The sequence below is a fragment of the Candidatus Omnitrophota bacterium genome, assembly GCA_016929445.1.
Lineage (GTDB): Bacteria > Omnitrophota > Gorgyraeia > JAFGIU01 > JAFGIU01 > JAFGIU01.
The window spans coordinates 1-17,207 of record JAFGIU010000118.1 but is presented as its reverse complement, the minus strand read 5'-3'; the positions used below and the strand labels follow the sequence as shown (position 1 = coordinate 17,207).

General features: G+C 55.6%; 14 protein-coding genes. All 14 read right to left on the bottom strand.

Going from position 1 to position 17,207, the window contains the following annotated elements:
- On the bottom strand, positions 1-679 hold a 679-nt coding region (locus JW937_09330), incomplete at its 3' end, for an ATP-binding cassette domain-containing protein (protein MBN1587609.1).
- A gap of 102 nt (positions 680-781) precedes the next feature.
- Positions 782-4,612: a methyltransferase gene (locus JW937_09325; GenBank protein MBN1587608.1), complete on the bottom strand. Its 3,831-nt coding sequence runs from the start codon at positions 4,610-4,612 to the stop codon at positions 782-784.
- A gap of 601 nt (positions 4,613-5,213) precedes the next feature.
- Positions 5,214-6,368: a DNA recombination protein RmuC gene (locus tag JW937_09320; protein MBN1587607.1), complete on the bottom strand. Its 1,155-nt coding sequence runs from the start codon at positions 6,366-6,368 to the stop codon at positions 5,214-5,216.
- Between the two features lie 14 nt (positions 6,369-6,382).
- On the bottom strand, positions 6,383-8,107 hold the full coding sequence (locus JW937_09315) for a DUF4340 domain-containing protein (GenBank protein ID MBN1587606.1): 1,725 nt from the start codon (positions 8,105-8,107) through the stop codon (positions 6,383-6,385).
- The gene (locus JW937_09310; protein MBN1587605.1) at positions 8,104-9,537 is read right to left on the bottom strand and encodes a GldG family protein; all 1,434 of its coding nucleotides are present in this window, start codon (positions 9,535-9,537) and stop codon (positions 8,104-8,106) included. Before JW937_09310 ends, JW937_09315 begins: the two co-directional genes overlap by 4 nt.
- Entirely contained in the window at positions 9,528-10,271 is a 744-nt protein-coding gene (locus tag JW937_09305) for an ABC transporter permease (protein ID MBN1587604.1), read from the bottom strand. Before JW937_09305 ends, JW937_09310 begins: the two co-directional genes overlap by 10 nt.
- Positions 10,268-11,194 (bottom strand): ATP-binding cassette domain-containing protein, encoded by a 927-nt coding sequence (locus JW937_09300; GenBank protein MBN1587603.1) that lies wholly within the window; start codon positions 11,192-11,194, stop codon positions 10,268-10,270. The genes JW937_09305 and JW937_09300 overlap by 4 nt, the downstream gene beginning before the upstream one ends.
- Positions 11,191-11,604: a response regulator gene (locus JW937_09295; protein MBN1587602.1), complete on the bottom strand. Its 414-nt coding sequence runs from the start codon at positions 11,602-11,604 to the stop codon at positions 11,191-11,193. The genes JW937_09300 and JW937_09295 overlap by 4 nt, the downstream gene beginning before the upstream one ends.
- Positions 11,605-11,632: 28 nt before the next feature.
- Positions 11,633-12,037: a hypothetical protein gene (locus JW937_09290; protein MBN1587601.1), complete on the bottom strand. Its 405-nt coding sequence runs from the start codon at positions 12,035-12,037 to the stop codon at positions 11,633-11,635.
- A complete protein-coding gene (locus JW937_09285; protein ID MBN1587600.1) occupies positions 12,037-12,426 on the bottom strand; it encodes a DUF3568 family protein in 390 nt (129 codons plus the stop codon). Before JW937_09285 ends, JW937_09290 begins: the two co-directional genes overlap by 1 nt.
- Positions 12,427-12,528: 102 nt before the next feature.
- Positions 12,529-13,770 (bottom strand): HlyC/CorC family transporter, encoded by a 1,242-nt coding sequence (locus JW937_09280; GenBank protein ID MBN1587599.1) that lies wholly within the window; start codon positions 13,768-13,770, stop codon positions 12,529-12,531.
- Positions 13,770-14,765, bottom strand: coding sequence for a DUF21 domain-containing protein (locus JW937_09275; GenBank protein MBN1587598.1), 996 nt, complete (start codon positions 14,763-14,765; stop codon positions 13,770-13,772). Before JW937_09275 ends, JW937_09280 begins: the two co-directional genes overlap by 1 nt.
- A gap of 13 nt (positions 14,766-14,778) precedes the next feature.
- Positions 14,779-15,993: a glucose-1-phosphate adenylyltransferase gene (locus tag JW937_09270; GenBank protein ID MBN1587597.1), complete on the bottom strand. Its 1,215-nt coding sequence runs from the start codon at positions 15,991-15,993 to the stop codon at positions 14,779-14,781.
- On the bottom strand, positions 15,950-17,207 hold a 1,258-nt coding region (locus tag JW937_09265), incomplete at its 5' end, for a DUF1957 domain-containing protein (protein MBN1587596.1). The genes JW937_09270 and JW937_09265, both read right to left, overlap by 44 nt.

Genomic DNA, 17,207 nt, shown 5'->3' with positions numbered 1-17,207 from the left:
TGAAATGCGGGTGCACCAAAAGCGTGTGCTCCACATAATCCAAGGTCGAGGTAAAAGTCGTGCCCCCGTAAGAAAGAGACACCCCGATTGTCCTGCGCTCGCGGATCTTAGCATTTTCGAGCTTGAGCCACTTGTCCGCCACCTCCTCCAGCCAGGCTGTGCGCGACTCCACCACCAACACGGCCCGTCGCTCGCGCCGCAAACGCTGCAAGAGCTGCACAAAAAACAGACGCCCCGCCTCATCCAGATAGGCAAGCGGCTCGTCAAAAAGCAGGACCTGGGAGTTATGCCTCAGGACTTCGGCCAGTTGCCTGCGCCGGATCCGGCCCGCAGCACAGGTAGTAGCCCGTTGGCTGCCGGGCCTGGAAAATTGTTTTCTAAGCCATTGGCTAACACTGAGTTGCATTACTTCCGGATAACGCAGTTCCTGAGACAGGAGACGGCAGGACCCGTGAACATGCACATGGCCCCCGGAACGCAGAGTTTTCTGATTGGGAAGTTGATTGGCGAGTCGTTTGAGAAGAAGGGATTTGCCGGAGCCCGTGGGGCCGGTGAGCACCGTGACCTGACCTGCCCGCAGGCTAAGGCACGCGTCCCGGAGAAGCGGCGGAGCTCCGCGAAACGAGAGCGCCAAGCCCTCCGCCTTTAGCAGAACCTCCTTCAGCGCGGTCCTTGTCATGGAAGTTTATTTTACAGTGTTGGTCTAACGATTGAAAGAGAAGAATACAAATGGAGCTGTCATTCCCGCGAAAGCGGGAATCTATTTGTGCAGGAAGACATTTTAGAGCGCGCTCGCGAGATTCTCCGCGGTAAGGGCCTCTACGAACGGGTCTTGGTCGTCGAATATAGGATCATGCATCAGAGCGGGACGTGTTGAGGCTTCTTCCTCAGCCATTTGCGCCATAAGACCCATTAATGTCCTAGCCCGACTAGCGAACTCATCCCTCCGCTCGTTGGCCAATGCTCTCCTTAATGGTTCTTCCGCTGCATCCTCACCCTTGGTGGACCCACTGCGCAAAGCCTTCACAAAGGAAAAGGACTGAATGCCATGCAGCCGGCCTTGGAGCGCCTGGTTCAGGCCAAAGGGCAGGAGCTGCCAATTCTGCAAGTGCTCTTTGTAAAGCTCCAAGTACTGATCGTTCAGGTTCCCAAAATAGCTCCTAAAATAGACCCTGATGCCCTCTTCGAGGCTGAACACGCGGCCAATCTCCGCCATCCAAGCAACAGCCGCAAGATTCACATGAACCGGCTTAATGAACAAACCGTAATCCAAAATGAGCTTCATCTCATCGTCGCGAAGCCCTGATACAACACCCCTCTCTATGAAATCCTCATATCTTTCCAGGAATTTTGTAATATGCAGGGACTCCTTGACGTCTGCCTCTCTGCCTGGAGGAAGATCGTGCATCGTATAAGTAATCTTGTAGATCCCGTGGTTCTGCTTAAACGCCGCAGCTCTTCCCATTTCGGAGATATCAAGGAGCATAAGTTCGCGCAGACCTGGAGAGGCTTGGGGAGGGATAATCCCCAAGCCACGGAAGGATTTGGTCACCCCTCGACGGTAGGCTCTCCATTCCGGATCGGATTGCTTTCGTTTGGCCAGCTCCTCTTTCCGCAAAGGATAAGGCGTACGTTGGAATACCAGATAGGGCCGGCTGCGCTCGGTATCCAACTCCCGGGAAACCCCGCCCTGGATTTCAGGCGGATATTCAAACTCCCCTACAGGCCGCAGAACCCCACCTTCATCCGGAATGCGGGCCAACTCTTGGAATCCCAGTGTCTGAAGAAAGGGCTCTGTATCCTCCCCGAGCAACTCAAGCGCATCGAGTAGCATCTCCACCTCCACCCACTTCATCAAACCTACCTGGCGAATGTAGGGAACGGAGCCTTCGGTCCAACCTGCATACTGTGCCGGAGCATTACTGTTTAGATTTTGGCCCCCACCAATAACCGAAAGCCAGGAGCCGTCCTTAAGAGGAAAGTTTGTGCGCCGGCCATTCATCGCCCAATGATCCTGAGAAAGATCATAGCTTCGACGATCCGCGATCCCCACTCGCACCGTACGTCCTTGATCCAGAACACGTTGAGCGATCCAGGGGGGACCTGGCTTAAATACACTGTATTCGTAAAGGTCCTCGACCGTCCCAAACTCCTCAAGTGCCTCCTGTTGTACAGGCTGGATCGGCTTGCTCGCATCAATACCGGAATCCCCAGTAGGCCTGGGCAACACCTCGGTAAAGACCGGCACAAACTCGGGATCATAGAGCAGCTCCATTTTGATGTCCGGTTCAATCAAGCGCAAGAGCTCCGGATATTCCAATAGGCCATCTTGATCTAGACGTTCCAGCCAAAATTCCCCACCTGCGATACGGTAGAGCTCTTGATATTCTTCCCACGATATCCATTGATGGCGAAATGCCAAATCGATCAGCTCTCCAGCGATCCACGGATGCAAGTTCCCGCGCTCTCCATTCGGTCCATACACAATACGCAATGGGTTGCCCAGTTGGAGCCCCTCCGTAATGAGATGCACACACATCTCGCGCAAGAGGTTTTCCCTGCCTTGCGAAGTCTCCAGGGAGTATTGACCGGCATCCTCATAGGCGTAGGTCGCGGCAAAGGTACGCAGGAGGGACTCAAAGGAATCAGGGAAATCCTGCTGATCGGGCGCCCCGAATTCATTCATTTCATTCACAAGAGTTTCTACCGAACGCGCCGCCTCAGACCAGTCGACAGCATGTTGTTGCGCAGTCGCTTCGAGGGTTTCGTGGTAGCTGAGTACCTCAAGAACTTGTTCTTCAGTAATCTCCCGCCCCAGTTCCTGAGTAAGCACTGCGGCAGCGCCTTCAAGCGCGTCCATAAGGACGACAATCTTTGTGCCGGCCGGGCCCACAGTGGAGTCCTCCACCTGGACACGTTCCACGCCAAAAAGTTGCTGGGCTTCTGCGAGAAGCGCAGATGCTTCATTGTCCAAAGTAAACGCAGCGCCCGGGCCATTGACCAGCCACCCGGCGCCGTCAGCGTCGAAGTCTCCTGTCCATCGGTCCAGAAGAGCTTGCCTAAACCTCGCTGGGAAGTGGTGGGAGCGGGCGTATCTTCTCGACATTTCAGAAGGCACAATCTTGTACACTCTCCATCCTCCATCTCCTTCAAAGATTCTGGAGGCTATGGCTCCGTGTTCGGAAAGGATTCGATACAGAATATGTTCGAAGCCTTCGTGGTACAGCAGAAGCAATGCTCCTTCCTCAGACAACACACGAGGTAAGCCGGACAGGACTTTCTTCAACAGGCCAGCTCCCGAATCCTCCCGGGCAGGATCAATACGCGTTGAGTTAAACTGGGGGATCGGTGCTCCCATAACCACCCAATCCACCGGGCCTTCGACTTCTGACAAAGCATCAGACCTCACAATGTCGATCATATTCTGTACTCCGTACCGTTCGGAAAAAATACGGGTATCTTCCAATGCAATACGGTCTATATCGACTGCAACAACCCGCGCAGGCCTTAGGTTCCGAGCAGCCGCCACGGATATGACGCCCGACCCACTACCCAAATCAACGACAGTGGCCCCTTCTTCGATGACTTCCAGCATGCATTCAATAAGGGGTTGTGAGAAGTACCCGCTCCACACGCCTGGAAAAACAGGAATATAATCCTCTTCGAGCCCAAGGTAGTCTTTGATGTGATGGTAGAATATGTGGTTGGATCTAATCCAACTCCTGCTTTCTTCATGCCTGGCAAAGAACTCCGCGAGATTCACATCAAGTTCCGGACCCTGAACCAGCGCGATATATTGTGTGGTCGCTCCGTCACTTGCCACCAGGGCAATCGGAATGTCGTGCGCCCATAACACATACTCCACTTCGGGCCGCATTCCACCAAAAAGTCTCTCCAACGCGTCAGCACTCACTGAAACGGGATGAGTGGAAAACATCTCGTCAATCCGTTGCCGAGAATACCCCTGGCTTCCGGACAACAGCGCTCCGTTTAAAAATCTGAACGCGTATTCACACTTTTCCTCCACACCAAACGGAGCTTGCGTAGATGATTGAGAGCCTCGCGGGGAAGGCACCTCGAGTATTTCCGCCTGGACATCCACACTGAGCACTCCAAACCAGTGCAGAAGCAAGCTATCCCTCCTGGCGTGAGAAGCCAAGACACCGGATCTATACGCAAGCCCTAAGGCATTACCGGCAATCTCGATATCAGACGGACTATCAAGAAGTCCCGCAGGCCACCTAACATTCCTGTCTTCATTTCTTCCGCTCGACAAGGTGATGCTCAAATCCGGCCGGATCCTTGCCCATCCCTCTCCCGGATTGACAAGGATATCTTCTCCACTTGTAACAATGCTGTGATTCTGCCTGCTCACAACAATCTGATCTATCCTACGTGCGGCACGAACCGCAGCCTCGCCTATAAATACAAAGCCCGAATCTGTTGCGTCTACTCGAAGTTCCAGCTCAGAGTCTACGAGTTGCCTGATAACCATGCGCAAATCGGATTGCTCAATGAACAGCCCTACTTCCTGCAGTCGCCTCGTGAGCTGCGGCATGAGATCACGATTTCCGAGTAAATACTCAAGACTGGGCGGGGATGCAGGTCTCAAGCCCCTCGTCGTCCCTCCTCCTCTTGATATATCTATCTCGGTGGCAACTTCTCCAAGCAACTTCATAACCTCCAGCCCTGGATCATGATAAATATCCCTTCTTGCCCCTTCCGCAAACATCGCGCGAGCAAAGTGTCTCCCCCCCACATCTCCAACTCCTGGCGGAAAACGCGGATCTTTTGCGGCATCCCGCCCGATACCCCACTCGAATCTTACGCGCGGCGGAAGCGTGGTGTGCTTACCCGGTGCCAGGCACCGGTGCCTGGCACCGGTGCCTGGCACCGGCTTTACTTCGGCGAGGACCGGAGTGCAGAGCAGCGCTTGCACGACAAACAGGGCTGTGAGGGTTCGAAAACGGGTTCTTTTCATAGGAATAATCGCGCTAAGTAGTTCTTTAGCAAAAGCTTAGCACATGATTTCGCACATTCAATGCTTTATTAAGTTTGCGAACCTTACCGTATTTGGCTTTAAGTTGTTGCTGTCATTACTGTTATACGGGGCACAGATCACCACGCCTCGCAAAGCTCGGCTCGTGATGACGGCGGTGAGACTATCCTGCTCCCCGCAATGACGGGGTAGCCTTCGCTCCTGATGACGGAGTCTAGGATTCGGAGTGGGGCAGGGCAGCCAAGTTCTTAGGCTCGACCCGGGGAGCAGAGGCTGAGGTCAGAACAGGGGTCTCCTCCGCGCTCTCTTCCACGGCGGCGAGCTTGTCGGAGAAGCGGCGCAAATGGGTCTCGGCCTTCTTGTAGTTATTGAGCGCATGCTCAAGCTGCTTGCCGGTCAGCACAAAACTCTCTTCGCAGGATTCGAAATGGCCGTGCAGCTTGCGCAGGTTCTTGAGGATTTCCTCAGCGTGGCGCTCCACGGCCAAACCGCGCAGGCCCAGGACAATCACCTGCAGGTAGGCGTACAGACTGTTGGGCGACACGGGAATCACGCGATGGGCCATGGCGTGATGAAAGATCCCCTTTTCCTCGGAAAGCCCCTCATCCTTGAGAATGGTTTCGTAGTACACATTCTCAGCGGGGATGTACATCAGCGCAAAGTCAAAGGTGCGTTCGTCCGGGAGAATGTACTTTGAGGAAATCGCGTCAATGTGTTTCTTGACGTCTGTCTCAAAGGCCCGGTGCGCAGACTTCTTTTCCGCATCCCCCTCGGCCTCGGTCAAGCGCCTGAAGCTCTCAATAGGGAACTTGGCATCCACAGGCACGATGCGCTGGTCAATATGGATCACCGCATCCACAACCTCGTTGCTGCGGAAGCGATATTGCATGCTGTACATGCTCTTGTTCGGGAGAATCTCGGAGAGCAAACCTTCCAAAAGATATTCTCCTAAAGCTCCGCGCAATTTGGGCGGTTTCAGCAAATCCTGCAGGCTGGAGATGTCTTTGGAAATTTCCAGGACCTGGGCCGTGGATTTTTCCAAGCCGCCGAGCTTTTCCTGGACCTCGCCAAAAACCCGGCCCATGCCCTGTTGGGATTTGACGAGTTGGTCCGTGCTCTCGGCCAGGCGCTTGTTGACCTCGGACATAATGCCCCCGAGCTGCTCGGTCATCTGTGAACGCAAACCGTCCATGCTCGAAAGCATGAGTTGGGATTGGCGGTCCTGGGCTGCGGCCATTTCCTGGCGCAGGGCCGCCATGCGGTCCTCGGGCGTGGGGCCGGGCGCCGTGCGGCCGGAGCGCCAAAGCCAAAGGCTCGTGACCACTGCGGCGGTTCCGATAATTGCGAGGATGAGAGTCAGAAATTCCATGGGGGGATATTGTATCATTCAATCAGACTGAGGAGGGTCTCCAGATGGAGTTCGGGGATTTCGTAGGCCTCGTGGCCGCCGTTGGACACAGGCACAAGGCGTTTGGCGAGCAGCTTACCGGAAAAGCTGATTTCATCCAGTATCCGGCCTTGTGGATCGAGGAGGCGCAGCACCAGGACCGGCTTATCCAGCCCGAGTTGGGGCGCATCCGCAGGCAGTTCCTCCTTCAATACCGAAATCCACGTCAGCTCCGGCAAGCCTTGCAGAAGCTCGGCCCAGCCCTTGTCCGCAGGGCCCAATATTTTGGACTCCCCGCGCACTTCTATCTCAATACTCTGAATCAAAGATGTGTCCACTGAGCTCAAACGCCGGTCCCGCCACTCCGAAGGATGTTTTTCCAGTTCCCGGTCCAAATAATTGTCCAAGACCAAAATGGCTTGCATCGAGGGCTGCCGGGCATAACGCCCCCCGTTCTGCAATCGATCCCCCAACTCCCAAACAATGGGGTCCGGCTCCCCTTCCAATTTCAATGCCATCACCCAATGAGGCTCATCCAAACCGTATTTGGCCAAATCCGCGTCCCCGGCCAAAGGCAAAATCTCCAGCACGCGCCGTTCCGTCAGCTTGCCCAAAAAGGCTTTGACCACGGATACATCCGCCGAAGCATTCACCGGCTGCACCAGCCTCCATTCCCGCGCCCCAGTCGGCAGTTTCCGGCCCTTGAGCACCAGCTCTCCGGCCAAGGAGCGCAAACGCAATTCCTCGACCTGGGGCACGGCATAACTCAGGAGCCGGGCATCGGCAAAATCCCGGACCTCGGGCCTTAACAAGGCAGCAGGCACCTTGACCGTGACCACCGCGTCCCGCTGCCCTAGGCGGCAATACCGCAGGTCCTCTTCCTCACCCGGAACCTTCCCGCCCACCTCCAAGACCAAGGGCTGTTTGAGGCCTGCCACAACAATTTCAAAACGCGCCTCAGGCGCATCCAGGTCATAAGGAATATAATCCGTGACCTCGTCTGCCACAAATTCCTCAACGCGCAAGGCCCTCAGATCCCTCACCCATTGGTCAATGTAAAAGCGGGCCGCCGGATAACGCAGGGGCGAGGTAATGAGCCAGCCTTCGGGCTGCAAACCGGCCACAAAATCCCCCCAGGTCCCGACCAGGCGCAGCTCCGTCACCTTATGCGGCAAAAAATCAAACACGGTGCGATCGCGGTAATGAACCGCCGGATGGCTGAAGAGGTCGCGGAACGCGTCCGCAAACACGCCCGCACTGCGCGAGGGCAGCTCCCGGAAATATACGCGCGGCCCAAACGGAGTCGCATTGCCGAACTGGATTTCATGGATCTCGCCCAGAGCCTTGAACTTGACCACCACCTCCGGCTGTTCCAAACCGCTGCCTTCGGGCACGGAGAAACCCCCTTCCCCGGAATTCCAAAGCCGGTTGGGCCGGCAGTATTCCAAGGCCCGGGTGATCTCATCAGCCACTGCATAACTGGCCGGCGCATCTGCCGGATACGTCATCCTCCATCCTTCACCGCGGCGTTCCAGCTTCACTTCGCCGTGGGTGTTCAGGATTTCGAGCCGGCTGATATCTTCAGAATCCAATTTGGGATAAAGACGCTGCTTGGCAGACCGCCATTCATCAGTGGAAGGGGACCGCATCTCAAAAATAGAAATATAGGCGCCCAAGGCCACGACCAGCACAAACAAGACCAAGGTCTGGCGCCACCTCATCGGCGTCTCCTCCACCAAACCGCTCCGCCCAGAAGCAGACCCAAGGCAGGCATTCCCACTACAGTGCCCCAAAAAATCTGGTGCAACTCCTTCGCTTCCAATGTCAGCCGGATATTCTCAGCCTGCTTGGGGCCGATCTGGATCAAGGATTCGCGTTCAGCCAACCAGTTGGTTCCGGCCAGGAAGAATTGGCCGTTTCCCAGGTTGTTGACTTGGGTATTGTCCACCAAGTCCGAATCCCCCAGCACAACCAGGCGCGAGCGCCGGCCTCCCTCTCCGGTCCACTCCGCAGCCACGGCCACGGAAACAGGGCCTTCCACATCTTCCCCGTCGTTAAAAGTAAATTTGGGATTGTGCGGAGTCATCTCGCCCCAACCCTGAGGCGAGGTTTTGGCCAAGGACTGCACGTTAAAGTTATCCAGCACTCCGCGGATGGGCTCCACAGAACGCGTGAGCGGCATGAGAAGAGTCAGTCCTTGGATGGGGGCTGTAATCGGGTGGGTCAGGTATTCCGCAATAAAGAGATTGGCCGCGCTGACCATGGGCAGTTTGCGCGCCGGATCCACCACCACGTCCTGGGTCACCCGGATCCCGTAGGACTCCAGAAAATCCTCCAAGCCCACCTCGACCAAGGGATCCAGCAGGAGAAACAGACTGCCGCCGCGCAACAGATAATCCTGGATCAGATCGATTTCTTCGGGCGCAAAGCGCGCCCTGGGCCCTGCCACGGCCAGCACATCGATCTCCTCAGGCTGCAGGGACTCAAAAGCCAACAAGGAAATATCCCGGACTTCCATATTGTCGCGCTCGAGCAAAATCTTGAGCCCGGAGATCCCGTCCTTCTCAAAAGAGGCCGTGGACTTCTCCCCATGCCCTGTCACAAAAGCCACAACCGGGCGTTTGGCTTCTGTGACTTCCAAAATTCCCGCCGTAATCGCGCCCTCACCCTTAAAGGCCGTAAGGATCGAAGGCAGGCCTTCAAGCACTCCGCTGTTGTCAATGTCCGCCAGGTCTTCATCCGAGATGTACTTATGGCTGTCTCCGGATTCAAAGATCACGATATTGCCCGTCTCCACCCCGAATTGCTGGGCCAGGGCCTCTGCACGGGCCACGTCCCGGTCCGGGTCCACAAACTCCACACTCAGACTCCTGCTCAAACGCTTGTAACGGTCCAGGAGTTGCTTGAGAGGATCGTAGAGCGGATGCCCGGGTTGATAGAAGACCGTGATCTTGACCTCCTGGGCCAGGTTTTCCATCACCGCTTCGGTCTTATCGGAGAGCGTATACATCCTGGCAGACGTGAGATCAAACTGGCGGTAGTGCCGCGCCGCCAGGTAATTGACCATGACAAAGAGCAGGAAGATTAGGCCCACCGCAAAGGCGAGATTAGCGAGGGTCAGTGTTTGCCGGAGTCGGTGTTTCATCGCCATCTCTGGCTCTCCAAAACCCAGATAGCACCCAACAGGTTCACTATGATCAGGCTCGCGTAAAAAGCGATGCGGCGGGTGTCGATGATCCCCTTACTAAACTCGCTGAAGTGATTGAGAATGGAAACATAAGAGATAAAGCCCTGCATTTCTTCCCCTTGCAACAAGAGGCCCACCAGGCCAAAAGAAAACAAGAGCAAGATCACGGCAAAGGCAACCACAGCGGCGACAATTTGATTGGAAGTCAGGGCCGAGGCAAACACCCCGATGGAAAGCAACACTCCGCCCGCAAGCAGGGTCCCGATATACCCGCTCCAAACCGGGCCCATGTCCACGGATGTATGGGCGCGCAGCACAAACATATAGAAAAGAGTGGGAGCCCACAGGAGCGCATAGAAGATCCACGCGCCGAGGAATTTCCCCATCACAATCTCCCACTCCCGCACCGGAGCGGTCATCAGCATTTCGATCGTACCGAGCCTTCTCTCTTCGCTAAAAAGGCGCATGGTGATGGCCGGGCAAATCAAGATCAGACAAAACCAAAAGAAGAAGGTGCCTCCGAAAAAGATCTGCATCACCGAGCCGGTCATGGTAAAGCTCGGATTATTGAGCGCGGTCGTCAGGATCCAAAAAGTCCAGCCGTTGATGACCATGAATACGGCCAGAATCACGTAAGCAATGGGTGAAAACCAATAGGATGCCAGCTCGCGCCGGATCAGCATCGGGACATGGGTCATTGGGTAATCTCCACAAAGATCTCCTCGAGTGAAGCCTGATCCGCGTGCAAATCGCGCAAATCCCAGCTGCGCTGAACAATCAGCTTGAACAAAGCGCCCCGCACATCCTCCCCGCTCTCTGAAAAGACCCGGAAAACACTGTACTCTCCGCGCGACTCAATTGTCACAGCCCCCACCCCGGGCACTGCCTCCATTTCCTCCGCTGCTTTGACGGGATCGGCCACGCGAACCTCCACCCGCACAGGAGCCGCCTGTTTGAAGCGCTCGCGCAACTCCTGCGGCGTGCCCTGAGCCACCAAACGGCCCCGGTTCAAGATCAAGACGCGCTGGCATACGGCCTCGACCTCCGGAAGGATATGGCTTGAAAGGAGAACCGTGTGCTCGGTTGCCAGCTCCGCAATCAGCGAGCGCACCTGGCGGATCTGGTTCGGATCCAATCCAACCGTGGGCTCGTCCAGTATGAGGACTTCGGGAGAACCCAAAAGAGCATCGGCCAAACCCACACGCTGCCGGTAACCGCGGGAGAGCTGGCCAATCACGCGATTGTACACTTCCGTCAGACTGCAACGCTCGCTCACACTGCTCAGTTGCTCCCGCAATTTGGAGCGGGGCACGCCCTTGAGCGCCGCGCGGTAGCGCAAATACTCCCTCACCCTCATATCCGTATAGAGCGGCACGCTCTCGGGCAAATAGCCGATATGCCTTCGCACTTCCAGGGAATTCTTGATGACATCATGCCCGCAGATTGTGGCCTCGCCTGCGCTGGCCGGGAGATACCCGGTGAGAATGCGCATCGTGGTGGTCTTGCCCGCGCCGTTGGGGCCCAAAAAGCCCACCACTTCCTGGGAGGACACATCAAAACTCAGGGAGTCCACCGCTGTTACCCGGGGGAAGGCTTTGACCAGATTAGAGACGTGAATCATTGATCTGCGGGTTCGGTAGGTTCTTCGAGTTCTGCGGATTTCGCCGGTTCGGTTCCCAAAGCCTTGGCGATCCGGCTCAAGAAATCCGATTCATCAAAGGGCTTGGTGATGTAGTCCACGGCCCCCTCCATTTCGAAGAGATCTTCCATCTGGGCATGCGAGGTGAGAATAACAACGGGTATGCCCTTGAGAGCCGGGCGCTTCTTGATTTCGCGCATGGCCGAATACCCATCCATTCCGGGCATCCGGATATCCATACAAATCAAGTCCGGCTGTTCCAAACGCAGACGCTCAAGAGCCTGCTTGCCGTCCGTGGCCGCGGACACGATGTACCCATGCCGTTGCAATAACCGCGAGAGCAACTGCACCAGGCTTAGCTGGTCATCCACCAATAGGATACGCTTCGCCAAAAAAACTCCCCCAGTTCTGTTTGCGAGCCTACCTCTTGGAAGGGTCTTTCCCCTCGACCAGTAGGATGGGATAATTCCTCATCAGCTCGTCGGCCAGCAAAACCTCAACCCAGTACTTGCCGGGATTGGGAAAGGTCACGCGGTCAAACCTTGAAATGACGGTATGATGGGAGTCCATGTCCTTGAGCTTGAAGCTCACTTCAGGGCTCTCCACAATCGTCGTGTTGTCCTTGGAATTCACCAATCGCGTGCGTTGAACAAACTCACCTTCACCCTTGCACCAACGGTTGGCAACAAATAGCGTGGGGTGGGTTGCGGGAAAACGCTCGGCGCCAATCACTTCGAAAAGACCGAGAAACATCATCTTCCCGTTGTCTTCTCGGCGAACGTCATCGCAAATAACTGAAAACTGTAGATCCGGTAGCAACGCCATTATTTAAGCCGGTTCAGGATCTTTACAAAGACCCTCTCGGAAAGCTCCATATACGGCAAGAGATACCTCCGCGACTTGACCTTCAGCTTGATTGTGCCTTCGGTCAACTCTTCCAAGTAAATCCGCAGGTTTGCCGAGCCCATTTTGGCCTCAATACGGCCGTGGTCTCTGTCTTCTTCAATCAGCTTACCGTCATCAGCGTAATGCGTTGCAATCGCAACACTGGCCTGCCAAAGGCTTTCGTATGAAGCGCTGATCTCTCCCTGGATGGAGTCCTTGCCCACGGCATAACCACCAACTGCAGCACCGGCCACAATGACCGGAGCACAGCCCGCAAGAGCTACTGACATACTGAGCAATAGAGCAAGATTAAGGTAGGCGCGTCGCATTAATGTCCCCTTTTCCTCCACCTAACCCGAATGGTTACAGCCATTGGGGTTATCCCTGCGATTGTATCTCCGCCCAGAGCTGATGTCAAAGTTTGTCAATCCTCAGGATTTTGCCCCTTTGCGCCGGATCTTGACCTTCTCGACCAGACGGTTTGTGGCAGCCTCTGCGCTAATCTCCCATTTCTCGACCACAACCCGGTCTCCGGTCCGGGGCATTTTGCCCAAGGCCGCTACCATAAGCCCCCCGATGGTCTCCGCCCGGTCCTCCGGCAGTTCCAGATCCAGCTCCTCGTTGAGTTCGGATACCGGAGTTTTGCCATCCACAAAGTAGACATCCCCGCGCCGCTGGATCCGCCGTTTTTCCACAGGATCGTACTCGTCGCTGATCTCCCCCACGATCTCTTCGATAATGTCCTCCAGGGTCACCACTCCCGAGGCACCCCCGTACTCGTTGACCACAATGGCCATCTTGCGCCGGTTGTTCTGAAACGCGTTGAGCACGTCGTCAATGGTCATCACCTCAGCCACATAGTAGGGGCGCCTGGCGAGCTCCCGGACGGGCCGGTCCTCAGGCTCCCCCAAGAGGTGCGTGATGTGGACAACCCCGGTAATATTGTCGACGCGATCTTCATAGATGGGGATACGGCTATGGCGCTTGGCACGCACAATCTCCAGAAGATCGCCCACTTTCTGCCTGGAATCCGCGGCATCCACATCAATGAGCGGAGTCATGATTGAACGCACTTGCGTAATGCCGAAATCCAAAACTTCCCGGGCCATTTCCGCTTCATCCGGAGTGAATCCTTCCGTGCGCGCCTCGTTTTCCAGCAAAATACGAAGTTCGTCACGGGTCATGAAGGGTTTCTGCTTGGTACCGGCCCTTGCCAAACGAGTCACCCCCCCGGAAATCGCGGCCGCCACCTTGACCAGGGGATACATGATGCGATAGGCCCAGATCAAAGCAGGGATATTCTGCAGGGTGTACCGGTTGGGACGCTGGCGCGCGAAACCCATGGGCACGATTTCCCCAAAGACCACAAACAGCGGCACCATAATGACGGTGGCGATAATGGCGCCCCCGTCTCCAAAGGCGCGGACCGCCAGTCCGGAAGCCACAGAAGCCCCTGTGACAGCGGCAAGATTCACTCCCACAAGCGTCGTGCTGAGAAGTTTTTCAGGATGGGCCAACAGGTCCAAGACCACCTTTGCCCGTTTGTCCCCCTGCTCACTGCGGTGCAACATCCGGAGTCTGGAGGAAGAAATGACGGCCATCTCCGTCGAAGACAAAAAGCCTTGAACAAAAAGGCAAAGCGCGATAATTAAGAATCCGATAATAACGGACATTATTTGTCCTTATCGTGGATATCACCCACAATTTCTTCCAGAAGATCCTCAAAGGTGACAAAACCCGTCACCAAACCGTATTCATTGACCACCAGGGCCATGTGAGTCTTGCCATTAGCCATATTGCGAAACAACTGGCCCGCGTCCATGGCTTCGGGAACAAAAAATGGAGGCCGGAACAAAAGCCTGCGCACAGGCTGATCCAGTTGAACCCCGTGAATCAAGAGATCCTTAACATAAAGCACCCCCACCACATTTTCGGGCCGGTCTTCGAACATCGGAATCCGCGTAAATTGTTGCTCCCGCACGGCCTTCACAATTTCCTGAGCCGGGGTGTTCACGTCAAAGGCAGTCAGCTTTGCATAGGGACGCATCACATCCCCCACAGTCCTGTCTCTGAACCGGAAGATGTTGTGCAGGAGCTGGGTTTCTTCCTTAGCCAGGACTCCCGAACTCCCGATAAACGGAATTGCGGAACGCAGCTCCTGAGCAGTCACGCGAGCTTTTTCAACTTGGGAATACTCTCCGAGGCCCGATAGTACCCGCTCGGCAAACCGGCCGAGCAGCTTTCTCAGAGGAGAAACCAGCGTAGCCCAGAATGCAAGCACAGGCGCCACAATCCGAGCAAAAAATTCGTTATGATACAAAGCAAATGTCTTAGGTATGATTTCCCCAAACACCACAATCACCGCTGTCATTAGAGGAATGGCAAGAAACAGTCCGGCATCCCCCACAGCCTGAATCGCCACTTGGGCCGCTAAGGCTGAGGCAAAAATATTCGAAAACATATTTCCGATGACAATCGTAACCAAAAGGCGCAAGGGATGATCCAGGAGTCGCGCAGCTAAGGGGCCAAAGCCGCGTTTTTCCTCGGAGAGTTTTTCAACTCGAACCCGGCTAAGGGAGAAGAGAGTGGTCTCAGACCCCGAAAAAAAGGCGGAGGTTGTGACCATGAGGACCAATAGAATCAAAGGAAGGAATAATGTTACGCTCATCTACACTACTGCGTCAGACTCCGATCATGGGTATGGCCTGAGTTGCAAAAACGCTGCGGCCGCGCGGCACAACTACAATGCCCGAGCTGTCAACATGATAGCGATTTGCGTCTCTTCCGCCGGCATAAACCTGGGCACCGGGCTCAATTTGGTTAAATCGATCCACAATGGTCCTGCGCACGCAAGCGCCCCGGCCGACCACCGTATCATCCATAATTACCGAGTCCTCGATTACCGCGCCGGGCTCCACCCTCACCTTGGAGCCCAGAATCGAACGTTTAACTGTGGCATCCTCAACCCGGCTCCCGCTGCCAAAAGCCGCGGATTCCAGACGCGCCCCGTCAATCTGGGTGGGTGGACCGATGTATTCGCTGCCCAGAATAGGCCAACGACTATTGTTCAGATCCAGGACCGGCTGGCGGCCCAGAATATCCATACTGGCGTGCCAATAAGAGACTAAATTACCCACATCCCGCCAATAACCCGGTTCTTCGTAACTATTCAGCCCCGGGATCTGGTTTTCAAAGAAATTGTAAGCAAAGACATTCGCTCTGGTGAAAAGCTCCGGAATAATGGTCTTGCCGAAGTCATGTGCGGTGGAGCGCTGTGAATCCTCCATAAGCACATCAATGAGCATCCCCGTATTGAAAAGGTAATTTCCCATGGACGAATAGGCGCGCCCCGGATCCGTGGGCATGGCTTGGGGGTGCTTGGGCTTTTCGTCGAATCCAGTGACCCGCCCGTTTGCGTCCGCAGTCACGATCCCATAACCCGTGGCATCTTCGATGGGCACGGGCAAGGCAGCCACCGTGGCATCGGCCCCCTTGCTCAAGTGAAACTCGATCATTTGGCGGATATCCATGCGATAGATGTGGTCGGCACCAAAAACCGCCACAATATCCGGCGAATACTCGCGAACGACATTGAGGTTCTGAAATACCGCATCGGCGGTTCCCCGGTACCACATCTGATCCGCCCAGCGCATCTGCGGAGGCACCACCGTAATAAAGTGATCGCGCCGCATTCCCGTCAAACGCCAGCCTGTACGCAGATGCTCAATGACCGATTGGGACTTGTACTGCACCAGGATATACAGGGAATAGATGCCTGAGTTGATGAAATTACTCAGAACAAAGTCGACGATCCGGAAGCGGCCGCCAAAGGGCACGGCCGGCTTACTCCGGTCACGAGTCAGCGGGTAAAGCCGCTCTCCCTTTCCGCCGGCCATGATCATCCCCAGCACCGACGGGTTTTGCGTTGATTTCTCCACTTCTATCTCCGTACCAGGACAGGTCCAGGTCCGGGAACACACAATCCACTTTCTCGGTATAGGACAGGAATTCCCGGTCTGCCTCGTTTGTGGCATAACCTTCCATCACTTTAATAGACAACTCCATCAATCTCTTGTAATCCGCATAGTGCTCGGCAAAACGGCGGTCCGAATAATCCCGGGCCGATTCGGTCGTAATTAGAAACTGCCAATCCGAAGACTGCAGCAGCAGCAATTCACGCATGGCCTGGGTCAGAAGCCGGTTGAGTTCAGGGCTGTTCTCCTCCGGCACGCAAGCCATAATCCGTTCCATCTGAACCTCCGCGTCATATAACCGCTCCCAGGTCCAGGCCGTATGCCGGTTAAGCCAAACACGGTGGTCTCCCCAAGCTCCCCAAGAACCCTCTGCAGGCACAACGGCTGTGTCCGGCGGATAGCTCTTCAAATAGTCACCGCAAGTCTTGAGGCTCACCCCGCTCTTCTGCAATTCACGCAAAGCCGCCCCCAACCAATCCGGGCCCTCATACCACCAATGGCCGAAAAGCTCCGTGTCAAAAGGAGCCACGACCACCGCTCGCTCTCCAAGTTCCGAGATTTTGAGCACACTGCACACGCGGTTCGCAAAATCCCGGGCATGCTTCTGCACACACTCTTGAGCCCTGTGGGGTTCGTACACACTCTTCTCCACCATATCGGAACGGATATCTGTGACGCGCCAATAGCGCATCCCGCCCGGATGATGGCGCTTGTGAAAGTCACAGTAATAGGCATCCCCTGGATAGGCATCGGTCGTGCCCCACACTTGACCGCTGCAAATCGGGTCGCGGACCAGGATGCTCATCCCGCGCTCTGTGGAGGGAACACCCTCGATCCGGTAGCTTTGGTACGGAGTGCGCACCGCACTCGGCAGCATCTCCGCATCCCTGTCCTTGGTGCGCAGATTCTGCAGGGCCGGAAAAATCTGCTCATAGGTTTGAGGCGAACGCCCTGCCCGAAGGCTGTGAGAGTCCAAAACAAAATATTCAAAACCCTGCTCCCCTGCCAACACTTCCAGGCCCGGGCGGTTCGCATGATATTTACCGTGCTCCGGCCCGATCGGCGGAGTCCAGGGATAGCCCGGCCGGTAACCACATTCCGGCAACCAGAGCCCCTTGGGGGCCTTTCCGAAAAAT

What these genes read in the sequence shown, in the direction of transcription:
- JW937_09315 (MBN1587606.1), bottom strand. Translation starts at nt 8,107, where the DNA reads ATGAGGTGGCGCCAGACCTTGGTCTTGTTTGTGCTGGTCGTGGCCTTG.
- JW937_09285 (MBN1587600.1), bottom strand. Translation starts at nt 12,426, where the DNA reads ATGCGACGCGCCTACCTTAATCTTGCTCTATTGCTCAGTATGTCAGTA.
- JW937_09280 (MBN1587599.1), bottom strand. Translation starts at nt 13,770, where the DNA reads ATGTCCGTTATTATCGGATTCTTAATTATCGCGCTTTGCCTTTTTGTT.
- JW937_09290 (MBN1587601.1), bottom strand. Translation starts at nt 12,037, where the DNA reads ATGGCGTTGCTACCGGATCTACAGTTTTCAGTTATTTGCGATGACGTT.
- JW937_09300 (MBN1587603.1), bottom strand. Translation starts at nt 11,194, where the DNA reads ATGATTCACGTCTCTAATCTGGTCAAAGCCTTCCCCCGGGTAACAGCG.
- JW937_09275 (MBN1587598.1), bottom strand. Translation starts at nt 14,765, where the DNA reads ATGAGCGTAACATTATTCCTTCCTTTGATTCTATTGGTCCTCATGGTC.
- JW937_09320 (MBN1587607.1), bottom strand. Translation starts at nt 6,368, where the DNA reads ATGGAATTTCTGACTCTCATCCTCGCAATTATCGGAACCGCCGCAGTG.
- JW937_09310 (MBN1587605.1), bottom strand. Translation starts at nt 9,537, where the DNA reads ATGGCGATGAAACACCGACTCCGGCAAACACTGACCCTCGCTAATCTC.
- JW937_09305 (MBN1587604.1), bottom strand. Translation starts at nt 10,271, where the DNA reads ATGACCCATGTCCCGATGCTGATCCGGCGCGAGCTGGCATCCTATTGG.
- JW937_09270 (MBN1587597.1), bottom strand. Translation starts at nt 15,993, where the DNA reads ATGGCCGGCGGAAAGGGAGAGCGGCTTTACCCGCTGACTCGTGACCGG.